The sequence below is a fragment of the Streptomyces sp. NPDC101234 genome, assembly GCF_044767525.1.
Classification (GTDB): Bacteria; Actinomycetota; Actinomycetes; order Streptomycetales; family Streptomycetaceae; genus Streptomyces; species Streptomyces sasae.
In genome coordinates, this window is the sequence record NZ_JBIWOA010000081.1 from 1 (window position 1) to 13,341 (window position 13,341).

At 67.7% G+C, this 13,341-nt stretch carries 13 protein-coding genes and 1 pseudogene; 7 read left to right on the forward strand and 7 right to left on the reverse strand.

The window, feature by feature from the left end; translation table 11 throughout:
• Positions 1-235 precede the first annotated feature (235 nt).
• Positions 236-857, reverse strand: a pseudogene (locus tag ACIRR9_RS55030) (nucleotidyl transferase AbiEii/AbiGii toxin family protein).
• 157 nt (positions 858-1,014) lie between these two features.
• Here ACIRR9_RS55030 and ACIRR9_RS55035 point away from each other — a divergent pair.
• Together ACIRR9_RS55035 and ACIRR9_RS55040 are read left to right on the forward strand one after the other, a co-directional pair.
• The gene (locus ACIRR9_RS55035; RefSeq protein ID WP_403769360.1) at positions 1,015-1,602 is read left to right on the forward strand and encodes a transposase; all 588 of its coding nucleotides are present in this window, start codon (positions 1,015-1,017) and stop codon (positions 1,600-1,602) included.
• The gene (locus ACIRR9_RS55040; protein ID WP_403769363.1) at positions 1,599-2,153 is read left to right on the forward strand and encodes a transposase; all 555 of its coding nucleotides are present in this window, start codon (positions 1,599-1,601) and stop codon (positions 2,151-2,153) included. Before ACIRR9_RS55035 ends, ACIRR9_RS55040 begins: the two co-directional genes overlap by 4 nt.
• Positions 2,154-2,187: 34 nt before the next feature.
• On the opposite strand, the gene ACIRR9_RS55045 is transcribed toward ACIRR9_RS55040, so the two are convergent.
• The 4 genes from ACIRR9_RS55045 to ACIRR9_RS55060 all read right to left on the reverse strand — a co-directional run bounded on the left by ACIRR9_RS55045 (position 2,188) and on the right by ACIRR9_RS55060 (position 7,804).
• Positions 2,188-5,493, reverse strand: coding sequence for an ATP-binding protein (locus ACIRR9_RS55045; RefSeq protein ID WP_403769366.1), 3,306 nt, complete (start codon positions 5,491-5,493; stop codon positions 2,188-2,190).
• 365 nt (positions 5,494-5,858) lie between these two features.
• Positions 5,859-6,143, reverse strand: coding sequence for a hypothetical protein (locus tag ACIRR9_RS55050; RefSeq protein WP_403769369.1), 285 nt, complete (start codon positions 6,141-6,143; stop codon positions 5,859-5,861).
• A gap of 204 nt (positions 6,144-6,347) precedes the next feature.
• Entirely contained in the window at positions 6,348-6,932 is a 585-nt protein-coding gene (locus tag ACIRR9_RS55055) for a transposase (RefSeq protein WP_403769387.1), read from the reverse strand.
• Entirely contained in the window at positions 6,929-7,804 is an 876-nt protein-coding gene (locus ACIRR9_RS55060; protein ID WP_403769372.1) for a transposase, read from the reverse strand. The genes ACIRR9_RS55055 and ACIRR9_RS55060 overlap by 4 nt, the downstream gene beginning before the upstream one ends.
• A gap of 315 nt (positions 7,805-8,119) precedes the next feature.
• On the opposite strand from ACIRR9_RS55060, the gene ACIRR9_RS55065 reads away from it, so the two are divergent.
• The gene (locus ACIRR9_RS55065; protein ID WP_403769375.1) at positions 8,120-8,425 is read left to right on the forward strand and encodes a hypothetical protein; all 306 of its coding nucleotides are present in this window, start codon (positions 8,120-8,122) and stop codon (positions 8,423-8,425) included.
• Between the two features lie 589 nt (positions 8,426-9,014).
• Positions 9,015-9,506 (forward strand): GNAT family N-acetyltransferase, encoded by a 492-nt coding sequence (locus tag ACIRR9_RS55070; protein WP_403769377.1) that lies wholly within the window; start codon positions 9,015-9,017, stop codon positions 9,504-9,506.
• Between the two features lie 178 nt (positions 9,507-9,684).
• On the opposite strand, the gene ACIRR9_RS55075 is transcribed toward ACIRR9_RS55070, so the two are convergent.
• On the reverse strand, positions 9,685-10,284 hold the full coding sequence (locus ACIRR9_RS55075) for a pentapeptide repeat-containing protein (RefSeq protein WP_403769379.1): 600 nt from the start codon (positions 10,282-10,284) through the stop codon (positions 9,685-9,687).
• On the opposite strand from ACIRR9_RS55075, the gene ACIRR9_RS55080 reads away from it, so the two are divergent.
• Together ACIRR9_RS55080 and ACIRR9_RS55085 are read left to right on the forward strand one after the other, a co-directional pair.
• Positions 10,202-10,627, forward strand: a complete 426-nt coding sequence (locus ACIRR9_RS55080; RefSeq protein WP_403769388.1) for a hypothetical protein — start codon at positions 10,202-10,204, stop codon at positions 10,625-10,627. The two genes, ACIRR9_RS55075 and ACIRR9_RS55080, sit on opposite strands and share 83 nt — an antisense overlap.
• The gene (locus ACIRR9_RS55085) at positions 10,624-11,187 is read left to right on the forward strand and encodes a hypothetical protein (protein WP_403769381.1); all 564 of its coding nucleotides are present in this window, start codon (positions 10,624-10,626) and stop codon (positions 11,185-11,187) included. The genes ACIRR9_RS55080 and ACIRR9_RS55085 overlap by 4 nt, the downstream gene beginning before the upstream one ends.
• Here the strand turns inward: ACIRR9_RS55085 and ACIRR9_RS55090 are convergent.
• Positions 11,182-12,113 (reverse strand): IS5 family transposase gene (locus ACIRR9_RS55090; protein WP_403769383.1). Its coding sequence is split into 2 segments (ribosomal slippage): positions 11,182-11,778 and positions 11,781-12,113, totalling 930 coding nucleotides; the frame shifts between segments, so codons are not numbered across the junction. The two genes, ACIRR9_RS55085 and ACIRR9_RS55090, sit on opposite strands and share 6 nt — an antisense overlap.
• 197 nt (positions 12,114-12,310) lie before the next feature.
• Between ACIRR9_RS55090 and ACIRR9_RS55095 the strand changes: the two genes are divergently transcribed.
• A complete protein-coding gene (locus ACIRR9_RS55095; protein WP_403769385.1) occupies positions 12,311-13,195 on the forward strand; it encodes a WD40 repeat domain-containing protein in 885 nt (294 codons plus the stop codon).
• Positions 13,196-13,341 lie beyond the last annotated feature (146 nt).

The window sequence follows — 13,341 nt, forward strand, 5'->3', positions numbered from 1 at the left end:
CCGGCCATCGGTCACAGGCCGGGGCAGTCGACTCCTCTCCTTGCAACTACCACTGCATGACAGCGACTTCACGTCGCACTGAAAGCGCGAGGCTAGTAACGGGTGTTGTCCACGTGACGGAGGTCATGCAGTACCTGGTTGCCGATGCTGGCTGCTCCAGTGGCATCACCGGGCCGAGCTTCGGACCACCGGTCTACGTCTGATCAAGCCGCGCTGAGGGTGTTGCAGTTACCTGTCAGCCGTCCTGATCGTGGATCCGTGTCCCCAGGTCCTGCGCCCATTTCAGCGCCCATGCTTTGAGTTCGCTGATCTGCTGGGCGGTCAGTCCGTACGTGGCGTAGTCCTCGTCCTCGTACCAGTCGGCCCCGATGAGTTGATCACGAAGGTCCTCAAGGCTGAACTCGTCGTGAGCGCGGCGGCGGCCGAGTGCCTCGAGGTCGGCGATGGAGCGGTGGCGGGAGGCTTCCTGCACGTCGATGAGGTCGCGGGCGGTGCCGCGGTCGGCAAGAGCGCGGACCTTGGTCCCGATCACGTCGTCGAGGGAGAGGACAGGGCCCCAGGGGGGGCTGGGCGGGTGGTGCCCAGAACGCCTCTTTGAGGACGTCGACCTCGCATTCTTCGCCGGTGTCCGGATCGGCGGCGAGGAATCGGCCGCTGAGCGGATCGGTCTGGACATGCGCGGTCCGCCAGCCGCGCGCGGTGAGCCCGGCCGTGAGCGAGGCGACGATCTCCTCCATCGGGGCGGGATTTTCGGTGGCGACGTCGAGGCCGCGGCTGAAGCGTTTGACCAGGCCGTGGGCCTGTACGGCGTACCCGCCGGTGAGGACCAGAGGATAGGGGGAGCCCAGGTCGAGGATGTCGGCAAGGAGACGCTCGTGGAGCGGGGGAGCTTCACGCGGCCGTCATGCCGCCGGTAGCGGTTCACGGCAGCTCGGGGAAAGCATCCTCCCAGGCCTCGCGGATGTAGGGGCTGACCAGGCGCCGTGGAACGGGCCACTGCTCGGCCAACAGCCGATGGTGAAGGAAAGCCTCCAGATCCTCGCGCTGGCCTTCGGCCAGAACCGTCCGGTAAAGGGTCATGCGGGACTTCGGGCTCGGAAGGCCCCGCGTGATGCGGTGATGCGAGCTCGGATGATCGAGTTGAGCTGGTCGGGGCTGCGGGTGCCCGCGATCGCTGTTGAGTTGGACTGCAGCCAGAAAACAGTCCGCTGCTGGCTGCACCGTTTCAACCGCTCGGGCCTGCAGGGGCTGGATGATCTGGGCGGGCAGGGCCGCAAGCGGCGGATCACCGAGGAAGACCGCTCCAGGATCATCTCGCTGGTGAAGACCGTGCCGCCGGGGCGTCTGAGATGGGAGCCCGTGGGGGAATTGTGGGCCTTCGACGAGTCCGGGCCGGCCGAGTGGACCCTGGATTCCCTGGCTGCGGCCGCGCGGGCCGCGGGGATCGAGGTGGGTCGCTCACAGGTGAGGCGCATTCTGCTCGCCGAGGGTGTGCGCTGGCGCCGCACCCGGTCCTGGACGCGGTCGAAGAACCCGGAGTTCGTCCCAAAAGGACACGGATCATCGGCCTCTATGCCGACCCGCCCGACGGCGCGACCGTGATCTGCGCCGACGAGCTGGGGCCCGTGATCCCGCGAACGTTCCCGCTTGCACCCGCCTGGTCACCGGACGGGCACCGGATCAAAGCGGAGCTCGATTACAGCCGCGGACCGGAGAAAACCTGGGTCTACGGGGCCTTACGTGTCCGGGACGGCCAGCAGATCACCATGGCCGCCTCCTCCCGCAACAGCGTCCTCTACCAGCAGTTCCTGCAACAGGTCGAGGATGCCAACCCGACGGGCGAGATCTGGATCGTCACCGACAACCTGTCCTCCCACAACAGCCTGTCCACCCGGACCTGGCTTGAGGACCATCCCCGCATCCACCACGCCTTCGTCCCCGTCGGCGCCTGCTGGCTCAACCTGCAGGAAGGCCGGTGGCGCATCTTCCGCAAAACCGCCCTCGCCGGCCGGTCATTCGCCAACAGTGACGACATCGCATACGCCACGACCCCGGCAACAGACCAGCTCAACTCCCGTGCCAAGCCCTGGATCTGGGGCAGACCCGCACCGCCAACCCGTCGACGACCGCGCCGATATGTCTACACCGTTTGAGGAACCCAGCACTAGGGTGCTCGCCGTATCGCGATCAGTTTCCTGCCGGATTCTGGTCGAGATCGGCCAGGAACCTCTCGGCGCGGCGAGCGAAGAGGTGGGCCCCGCGTTCGCCGGATCGGGTGCGGGCTTCGTCGCCGGCGGCTCGCACGACATCGACGGGTTCACCGCGGGCGTGCAGCAGGCGCGCACGCAGCAACAGGAGAAGTCCTTCGGCATAGCGTTGGCCGTGGGCTTTGATGGCCTGGTCGGCTTGCTCGAGGGCGGTCGCGGCCTTGTCGGGCCTCTCGGCTGCCAGCCACATCTCGGCGATCAGTCCGTACCAGTAGGCGAGGCCCCATCTCGGCGGGTCGGCCAGGGTCGCGGCCAGGAGATGTTCGGCCTTGGCCGCGGCGCTGGCCGGGTCGTCGCCGGAGAGGGCACGGGCCCAGTACCAGTCCAGCCGTATATAGGCTTCCTGGGCGACGCCGGGAAGGTCGGCGCTGGCCTCGACCCACCGTTCGGTCGCCTGCATCGCCCAGGCCGCGTCACCGGCCATCGAGGCGGCCATGGTCTGGTAGCGGGTCCAGCCCGACATCTCGAAGAGGTCTCCCTCGGCCTGGTACACCGTGCCGAGCAGGGACCGCCCAGTCTCGACATCGCCATGCAGCGTGGTGATTACCCCCAGATAGCCGATCCACTCATCCGGGATCCGCCAACGTCCGCGGTCGTCGCGGCGTCGGACCGGGACACCCCCGACCTGGCCGGCAAGGTGGTACAGACTTTCCTGAGCCGGTCCCGGGTGCGGGTTGGCCGAGTTCGCGAGCAGCGAGGCGACGTCGTCCGCAGTGGTACGGCCCAGCCAGCTGAAACATTGAAACGCCGCGCCAATGTCGCCGATGTCCCATTGGTGCAAGCCCCAGGCCTGCCGGCCGTAAGCCTTGATGATCGGATCCGTGGACGCCTCGCCTTGCTCATGCAGCCGGCGAGCCCACGTTCCACGGTCGTTCTCGGTGGAGACGTAGGCCCCGGTCATCCGAAAGAAGAGAAACTCGGCCTCGGCCGTCTCGCGGCCCAGTCTGCGGGCGAGATATGCGCCCCGTTCCAGCAGATCGTACGTTGAGCCGCCCATTCCCGGAGGCTCGACGGCGAGGAGGTTGAGCAGCGACAGGACGGACAGTTCGAGTTCCAGCAGCCCCGCCGTCCGGGCGATCTGGACGGCCGATTCCAGGTTGCGGTAGGCCGCCGCGAACGCGAGCTTGGTCGCCGCGCGGCGACCGGCGCGCGCCAGTGCCTTCGCGGTGCGACCCGGGTCAGCCAGGGGGCCCGCGGCCCACAGATGGTAGGCGAGGCGTTCGGCGACGGACTCGTCGTCTCCGTGGATGGGTTCGAGGGCGTCGGCGACGCGCAGATGCAACTGGACGGCCTGGTGCCGCGCGGTGGTCTCGGTGACCGACTCACGGACGAGGTCGTGCGCGAAGCGCCACGAGAACGGGTCTTCCGGTTTGGTCTCTAGGAGACCTAGTTCTTGCAGCGGTTCGAGGCGTTCGAGGCAGTCCGCGATCTCGACGCCGATCGCGCGGGCGAGCAGGTCGAGGTCCACGTCGCGGCCGATGACCGCGGCGGTGCGCAGCAGGTCGTGCGTGCTGTCGTCGAGACCGGCCATCCGATCGCGGACGACGTCTCGCACGGTGACCGGCACCCCGGCCCGCACGGGTGTGCCGCCGTCGCCGAGCGAGCCGTCGTCGTTGAGCAGCCGGGACAGCTCCTGGACGAAGAACGGATTGCCGGCGGTGCGAGCATGGATGCCGCGGGCGGCTTCGGCACCGGGCTCGTGGCCGGTTTCGCGGCGGATGAGCTCGGTCACGTCGGTCAGGCCGAGCGGGCCGAGCCGGATCCTGCGGTGGCCGGGCAGCCGACCGGCCGCGGCCAGGACCTGCGAAAGGCTGGAGCCGGGTGCGGGTGCACGATCGCGTAGCGCTCCGATGATCACCGTGCCGGTGGGCGGCCGGGTCGTCAGGTGGCCGAACAGCTGGAGTGAGGCGGCGTCGGCCCACTGCAGGTCATCGACGATCAGCAGCACGGGCCGTTGCGCCGAGGCCTGCCCGACGACAGTGACGACCTGCTCGAACAGGCGGAACTGCGCACGGCTGTCGGGAATCGCAGACCCGGCGGCGTAGTCGTCTGGAGATTGAAGGAGGCCGCCGAGCTCGCTGGCGAGCCACTTCTCCCGCAACGACGCGGGCAGGCTATCGAGAATCGCGCGGAGCGTCTGTTCCCAGGGCCACATCGACGGTGTTCCGTCGCCTTCCAGGCATGAACCCCAGACGACCAGCGCGCCACGCCGGCTTGCTTCGCCGGCGACCTCCTGCAGCAGCCGGGTCTTGCCCACGCCCGGCTCGCCTTGGACGATGCCCAGCGCCGCGCCGCTGGTGAAAGCCTTCTCCACGGTTTCCCGCAGTACGGCGAGTTCCTCGACCCTGCCGACGAGGCTGGCTTCCGTCCGCGCCGAAGCGCCGGCCGGACTCGCCACGGGCGGTGAGGCCGGGGGCTGCGTCAGCACTTGCAGGTGCGCGGCCTGTATCTCCGGGCCAGGATCGATGCCGAGTTCGTCGGCGAGACGGGCACGGACCCTGTGGTACGCCGACAGTGCCTCGCCCCGGAGTCCCGCGGCCCCCAGGGCGGTGATGAGGCTGGCGTGGACGGGTTCGTGGAACGGTGCCGTCGATGCGGCCAGCCGCAGTGCCGACAGCACCGATGCCGGTCGGCGCAGCGACACCGCCAGCTCGGCCGCTTCGGTGCAGGCGACGTGGAACTCGTCGTCAAGAGCGGTGAAGGTCGGCAGCGCGGTCGACCTGTGGGTGAACCCGTCGCCCGCACAGCCCCGCCAGAGACCGAGCGCTTCGACATAGCGATCCAGCGCCGTCTCCTGGCGTTGCCCTGCCATGGCCTCTTTGGCGGTCACAACGAGTTCTCGGAAAGTGAGAAGGTCCAGGGCGCCGGGGGCGGCGGTGAACAGGTAGGCGTTGCCGCGGCGGTGCAGGTAGGAGCCGGTTTCACGGGCGGGGATCGCGGGTTCGAGCAGTCGCCGCAATGCGCCGACGTATTTCTGGATGATGTTGAGCGCGCTGTTGGGGACGTCGTGGTCCCAGATCAGGTCGATCATTTCGCTCGTGCTGATCGGCCTGCCCACCCGGGCCAGGAGCAAGGCCAGCAGATAGGCCTGTTGCCGGGGACCGGTATCCAGTTCGACACCCTCATGCCACACCCGCAACGGGCCCAAGACCTGAAGACGCAAAGAGGAACCACCGGTCGGCCGATCGCCGTCGCCAGGCAGAACGGGATGAACGGGCAGGGCCACGCCAACTCCCGGGTGATACGACAGCTGCCAGTCTGCAAACCGCCGAAATCATATCGCGGAAGTGTGAAACCTACTGCGAAGGTGAAGTCGTTGCTCAGCGGATTCCGTTGGCCGAACGTGAACCGACCAGACGTGGCCGCGACGTCACAGACCGGGTCGTTGAACTTCAACACGACCATCGTGGGCACCGTCTCAACCTCGGTCGTCACCGACGTCGTCACGGGCGGCCTGTTCGCAGCCGACACCGTGATCAGCAACCGGACAGGGACCCCGCCGCCGACGCCCTGCGGAGCACCGCGGGCTGGGTACGGTCTTCCGGCATCCACACCGTCGGCACCACCACCTGCGCCTGAGCCCGGACGTCATCACGCTACCGGCGTACCGGCCCTCGGGCGTTTCTCGCCCGTGTCGAGACTCCGGCGGCGTGCATGTCCGGGAATCCATGATGACCATCGACGGGACCTCTGCGCGGCCAGCGGCCTACAGAACCCACAGCGCGACAGCTCGTTGATCGTCGCTGTCGTGCCGTCACCCCGCGTCGTGCCGAGCTGCCGCACGAGGAAGTCCACGCGCCCCTTGACCGTCTTCGGCGGTTCCCGGGTGAACTGCTCCTGCCCCGTGCGGTCCAAGGTGTCCTCGATCTCTCCCACAGTCCTTACTCCCTGTCGTCCATGACGGTGTCGCGGCCGTCGCTCTCACGTCCCGCATGACACGGCGCCGGGCACACAGAAGGGACGGCGCCGCTCAGCACGGGTGCCGCCCCTTCTCAAACGCACGGTGGCCCTCTCCAGACAGAGCGCCGCCGGCCTCCGCAGCCTAAGCTTGACTCTGTCGGTGATCTTGGATGGTCGAGGTCAGGTGCCGAGGGTTCGCCAGGACTTTGGCCGGGGTAGTTCGCGCTGGTCGAGGTAGTTCTGGAAGGCGGTCGGTGGGCGGGGCGTCGGGGGTTCCTCGGTTGGTGACAGTCCGCTGAGGCGCTCGATGTTGACGGCGATGGCGGTCAGGACGTGCTGGATGTGGGCCTTTCCCTGTCCTCGGTAGCGGCAGCGGCGCATGCCGTGTCCGTGGGCGAACTCGTTGACGGTTCCCTCCACTCCGGAGCGGACCGCGTAGCGGGTCTTCCACTCAGGTGTCTGCTGCTCGGTGCGGACGCGGAGTTGCAGGTCGCGGAGTTCTCGTGGGGGAAAGCCGACGTTGCGGGCGCTCTGGTGGGAGGTGGTGCACTGGGTGCGGACCGGGCAGGGCTGGCACTGGCCCTTGGTGAACCGTGCCACGATCAGCGGGGCCGCAGTGGGTGAGGAGGTCGGGTAGGGGCCGTGCCAGCCCGCGCTGACCTGGCCCTGGGGACAGGTGACCTGCTGCTTGTCGTAGTCGATGTGGAAGTCGTCCCGGGCGAAGCCCTCGTTTTGGCGGTGCTGGCGGGTGGGGTTGCTCTTCAGCGGCCCGGAGTGCCGGTGTCGACCAGGTGCTCGGCGGGCAACAGGCCGCGGCGGGCGAGGCGGGTATGGATGCCGGGCAGGACCTGGCTGTCGTGGGTGGTGGCCGCGGTGGTGGCCACGTCCGTGATCACGTTGGGGCCGTCGGGAGCACAGGTCTCGGTCAGGTGAGCGGTGAACCCCTTCCAGCTGATGATGTGTCCGTGGCGTGCGTAGCGTGCCGAGGTGTCGTAGGGCGAGACGATCGCCCGGGACGAGGGCGGCAGCCCGGGCCCGCCTTCCGTTTCGGCGGTGCGCCAGAGCAGGTGTCCTGCGGCGTCACGGTGGTAGTTCTGCACCATGATCTGGCGCAGGGCCTGGATACGCGGGCCGGACGTGCGGTCTGCTCCGTGCCGGTAGAGGTGTTCCAGGAGCCTGACGGCGTCGTTTCCGGTGGCGAGGATTCTGGTCTTGGGTTTGGTGGGGTTCTTGCCCAGGCGGACCGGACGGCCGTAGCGGCGGCCCCAGTCCTCATCGACCAGTTCGTCCAGCAGGTGAGGAGAGATGCCGGCGACTTCTTCCAGTGCGGCGCGTACCGCCTCGGTGACCAGCTCCAGGCGTGTCAGATCCCGCACCGCGGCCAGGACATGGGTGGAGTCGGTACGCTGCGTGGTGCGCTCGCGCACCAGCCCGGCCTCCTTCAGGCGGGCCAGCGCGAGGTCGAGGAGGCGGTCGGCACGGTCGCCTTCAGCGAGACGGTCCCGGAAGTCGGCCAGCACACTGTGATGGAAGCCGGGATCGTCCAGCTCCATGGCCAGCGCGTACTTGAAGTCGATGCGGCAGCGGACCGCCTCGGCGGGCTGCCGGTCCGACAGACCGAGCACGAACTGCAGCACACAGACGGTGGCCAGCTGCGCAGGCGAGAGACCCGGACGCCCGTCCCGCGGGTACCAGTCGACGAAGTCCTCGTCGCATCACAGGCCGTCCAGCCGGTCACGCACCCATATCGCTGTCGTACCACCCGGATTGCTCGCCCGCGCGACCTGCGCAGTCAGAGGCGGGACTCGCTCACCGGAACGAGGGCGGAGGGACAACGGGCACCTCGACAGCTGCATCAGTCATTGGAACTACCCGAGCATGCCCGTTGACCATACTGCCGCACTGGAAAACTCAAAGCTCCCCGACACAGTCAAGCTGAAAGGATGTCCGTCATGGCGAAGAAGAGGTACGAAGGCGCATTCGACATGGACTCCGCGAGCCCCGATCCGGAGCGGTTGCCAGCCAAGCTCATTGTCCGCTACACAGACGACACCTATAACGTGGAGTTCTTCGAGGGCGCGCCGCACGACTACGCCGAGCACCTCACGCTTGTCAACACCGTGGACAGCGCGCGCATCGAAGTCGTGGGCTCCCACCCCTCCGAGTGGTACGAGTACCGCGACGGCGTGCGAGTCGGCCAGGCGGTCCTGACGGCGCGAGAAGGGCCGAGGCCGGAGCGGGGAGGGAAGCCCACCTGATCGACGATACCGCCGCCAAGCTTGCCTCAGAGAACTGCCACGACAGTAACCGGGACGGGCGGCCCGGTAGAACGTCCGACGGCGATCCAGACAGGGAAGAAGGAGTTACGCCGACGCCCTCGAGGCCAGCTGCGGTCCGTGTCCGGAGGCGGGGCGAACTGCCCGTCAGCGAGCGGGCGGTCAGACCGGGCCGTCGAAGCGAACCCGTATATCGGCGCGGTTGGCATAACTCCCGATTTGGTGCACGCGATTCCGGCATACCGAATGCCCCATGCCGTGCCCCTTGCTCAGGACTCGCCTGCCTGCGGGCGCGGCAGCTCATCCGGCAAGGGGCCCGGTATGCGTCGCCGCCAGCCCAAGGGCGTGGTGAGCAGGCGCGCGGGCGGGGGTAGGGACTGGGGCCTCGCGCAGAGTTGTAGCCGCTCCTCTGGTGCCCGCTGGAACCGCCCAACTCGGCAGCTCCAAGATCCCCGACAGAGTCAAGATCAGAACCTGTTCCTCATCCCAGCGCGATCAGGCCCGAAGCCGCTGCCGTGACGGGCCGTAAAACCGGTGGCGCCTGCCGCCGACCACCGTTAGCGTCCCAAGGGTGGAGATCGAGATCCGGGAAGTCCCCGTCGGCGCTCTTGAAAACGACCCGGTGCGGGCATTGATCGACGAACTCGGGCAGACCGACTGGGTGCGGTTCTCCGCCGACTTCCATCTGAGTTCACACCTGTTCGCCGCGGTCCCGCGGGACGGCCGTCCCATTGGATTCTGCCGCTATGTGGTGCAGGCCATCGGCCCGGACACAGGCTGCCCACCGGTCACCGTCGACGGTCGGGTCGTGACGGAGGCGAAGATCCTTGCCTTCGGCGTGCAGGAGGGGTGGCGCCGAAGGGGTGTGGGTACTGCCCTGCAGCGAGCGGTCATCGGCGCGGCCGCCACGAAAGGTTGCCACCAGGTCAGGTCGCACAGTGCCGGCGAGAACGCAGGGAATCACCGGCTCAAGCTCCGGCTCGGTTTCGCCGTTCACCCGATCGTGCGCGATGACGACCATAAAGGTTGCTATTTCCTGCTTCCGCTGACCCTCGCAGAATGACCCGCAAACACGGGAGCTGACGGGCAGAACGCACGGCGATCGGCCCCGCGGCCCCGGGTTTGCCGAGACCGCCGGCGACCGCCGCCGTGCGGTCCCGGCGGGCCGGTCGGAGCCCTCGCACGCGACGCCGGCACCGACCGCGACGTCACCGTCCGCGCCGCCGTGCTGCGCGCCGAGATCACTGGGGTGACTCCTGCTCCACCTCGGCGATCCGCGCCTGGACAGCGGCGTCTGCAGCCAGTACAGCGGGCAGATGAGTGTTCTTCCGGGGCCGGGCAGCCAGCAACTGTTCGACTGTCAGATTCCGCACTCTCTCCAAGTGGGCTTTCTCCAGGTCTGCTCCTTGCAGGCGTGCCCCGATCAGGCCCGCTCCTTTCAGGTTTGCCCCCTCCAGGTTCGCCCTCTCTAGACGGTTCCCGATCAGGTTTGCCCCCTCCAGGTGGGCGCCAGCCAGCTTGGCACCGCGCAGGTCGGTGATGTTCAGCCGAAGATTGAAGGGTTCGTGACCATCTCGGGGCCGCCGACCGAGCACGGCCAGCGCGGACTGGACCGGCTCGCTCGGCGCTGGAAACACAAGAACACGAACGTCGCTGCGCCCGTGTCGCGGGGGGTACGACTGACATTCCGGCTCGCAGAAGCCGACGGGCCAGTCGCACGCTGCGCTTATGCATGGAGGGCTTACTGGGTACAGACGCGTGTTCACGAACGAACGCGGCGAGGACCTCGACGATCGTGGCGTGGTCCTTTGGCGAGACCCGCATGATGCGCTCCAGCGCATAGATCCCACCGATCTGCTCGACTGGCTTGTCGGAGGCGATCTGTCCGATGGCCTTGGTGTACCGGTCGGTGACCTGCCCTTCGCGGGCCTGGTGCCGAGTGCGGTGGGTGTAGAGGATTTCGACCACGGCCAGGCCGCCGGCGGCGAGTGCCACCATGGCGGTGCGGACCCCGGTGACGGTGGTCGCCATGGCTGGCGACAGCTTGTTGTTGAGGTACTGGTGATCGATCCACCAGGGAACACGCCACAGTGCCGAGCCCGCGGCGGCGACCCCGGCGAGCGCGGGCGATCATGCGATTGCTTGGGAGCGGGTTGCCAGTGCTGTAGGCGTCTGGTGGCGTGAGTTCGGTGGAGAACGGCAAACTGTGCGGCGTGCAGGCGACTCGATTGGACGATGGTGACCTTCGGTGGGTCTTTCCCCACCTTGACGACGTGGGTGAGGTCGGCCGCTATGTGAGCCAAGCCGATGAGCGCATCGTGTTGCTGGCGTCGCATCTGGGATCGCGAGCGACCTGGACGGGATGTGGTCTCGAGTTCCATCACATGCCTGGCGCTGCCGAGGCGGATCTCTTCGGAGCCGCAAGTGCACCGGGGGTGGAGTTTGTTCTGTGCCTCGATCGGGTTCCTGTCGGGCGGGACAACCGTAATCGCCACTCACTGCCAGGTGGCTGGGCCGTGACGGCCGACATCGTGTTGGACTGCGATCGTGTCGAGGATTGCGGTGGTCATTACCTGGAGCAACGTGAGGATTGCTTCGCCACACCGCTGGACGCTGCGCGAGCCTTGGCAGCCGGTGCACAGTGGCTCTGGGAACGGGGCTCGGCTGAACCTGCCGGAACTTGGGCGGCCCGTAACCGGCCCGACCTGCATACTCTTCCTTCACCGGAGCATGGCCGGTCATGAACGGAGCCAGATGGTGACGGCTGCGACAGTCACGGTGCCGAGGAAGACGTAGCGGCGTTTGTCATAGCGGGTGGCCACCGCGCGATGCTGCTTCAGTCGGTTGATGGCCCGTTCGATGGTGTTGCGCTTCTTGTATCGCTCTTCATCGAAGCCGGGCGGCCGTCTTTCGCGTGATCCTTTGTGCAGGCGGGCGACCTGACTGTCGGCCTTCTCCGGGATCGTGTGGCGGATGCCTCGTTTTCGCAGGTACTTGCGAATGGGTCCATTGCTGTACGCCTTGTCGGCAGCGAGGCTGTCCGGCTTCTTGCGGGGCCTGCCCGGGCCCGGTCTGGGAACGCGGATCTTCTCCAGGACGACCTTGAACGGGGTGCAGTCCGCCCGCTGGCCTGGCGTGACGATCAGGGACAGCGGGCGGCATCCGCCGTCCGCGCTCAGGTGGAGCTTGCTGGTGAACCCGCCGCGTGAGCGGCCCAGGCCCTCACCTCCAGCACCACCTCCACCAGGCGGGCGACCAGGCTCTGCTATGGCTTCTCGTGCTGGTGTTCCACCTCCTCGGCCCCCTTTGAGGGGGGTGCCGGCGGCGGATCGGTGCGGGCACCGGCCGCATGCTGATGCGCGCGGACGACGGTCGAGTCCACTGAGACGTCCCAGTCAATCTCACCGGTCGCATCCGCCGCGGCCTGGACCTGCTGGAGCAGGCGTTCCCAGGTCCCGTCGGCCGACCACAGCCGGTGGCGTTCGTAGACCGTCTTCCACGGGCCGAACCGTTCGGGTAGGTCACGCCAGTGCACTCCGGTCCGGACCCGGTGCAGAATCCCGTCGATTACCTGCCGGTGGTCCCGCCACCGGCCACAACGACCGTTGCTGACCGGCAGAAACGGCCGCAGCCGTTCCCACTCGGCATCTGTCAGATCGCCCCGCCCCATGTCCACATCAACGACGCCGGCACGAAGCGGTCACATGATCGGCCGGACAAGTCCAGTTGCCGAGGCGGCGGAAGAGGGTGCGGAAAAATGACGCCCAGCACAGAGCCCCCGTGTAGTGAGAGGAACACTCTTCCATGGTTCGAGTTGTAGAGGTGGCTTCCCTTCGTACGGGACGCCCACACGCGGTGCACCCGCTGGTGACAGCTGACCCGAAGGAGGGGGTCATCCTTCTCTCGACATGGGGGATTGGACCGGAAATCCACCGCTGGGACATCGGCAGTGGTGACTCCGTCTGGCACAGCGTCGAGCGGCTCCCGGGGTACAACGACTCCGTTCTTGCCTCGCTGACGCGTGGCCGCTACATCCTTGCCGTTTCGACGGAGGATGGGGTGGAGTGCTGGAACGCGTTGACGGGAGAGTCGATGAGCGGCGTGTACCCGGCGGTCTCGACCGTCTGGAGGCTTGCGGCCGGAACCTTGCCGAAGGGACAGGCAATACTCGTGGGAGCCGGCCACGCCGGCGCCGTTCATCGATGGGACGCTGACAGCGGTGAACCACTCGGTCCCCCGCTGCTCGGACACGCCACCCCAGTCCTGTCCGTAGGACTGGGTTACCTCTCCGAGTCGGAAGCCGTGATCATGTCCGGAGATGACGCCGGGTTTCTACGGCGCTGGGACGCGAAGACCGGCAACCCGCTCGGCGATCCGGTTTCGGGCCACGCTTCCCAGGTCAACATCATTGCCGCCTTGCCCTTGAACAGCGTGCGGAACGCATTCGCTTCGAGCGATGCGGAAGGCGAGATCTGCCGGTGGGACGCCGCCACAGGGGAACAGATCGGAGCACCTCTGGCGACCGGCATGGAGGTATACACGCTGGCGACTCTTTGCCCAGGCGGTACGCCGTTGCTACTCGCCGCAGGGTCGAGCGGGGTGGTCGATGTGTGGAACGCGATCACCGGCGAGCCGGTGAACATCCCGCTTCGGGGGATCTCTGTGGCCGCAATTGACCAGCCGGACGGAACCTCGCTTGTGGTGACAGGAACATCTCAGGGCGAAATGATCGTCTATTCGTTGTCGGCATGAGGCCAAGTGTCGGGGGGGGGGGGGGGGCCCCGGGCCCCCCCCCCCCCCCCCCCGGCCGGGCCCCCCCCCCCGGCACCCCCTTCCCGGGCCACCCCAGGATGGTGTGTGGCGCAGGCACCCACGCAAACCACCGACCCGGGGGCCAC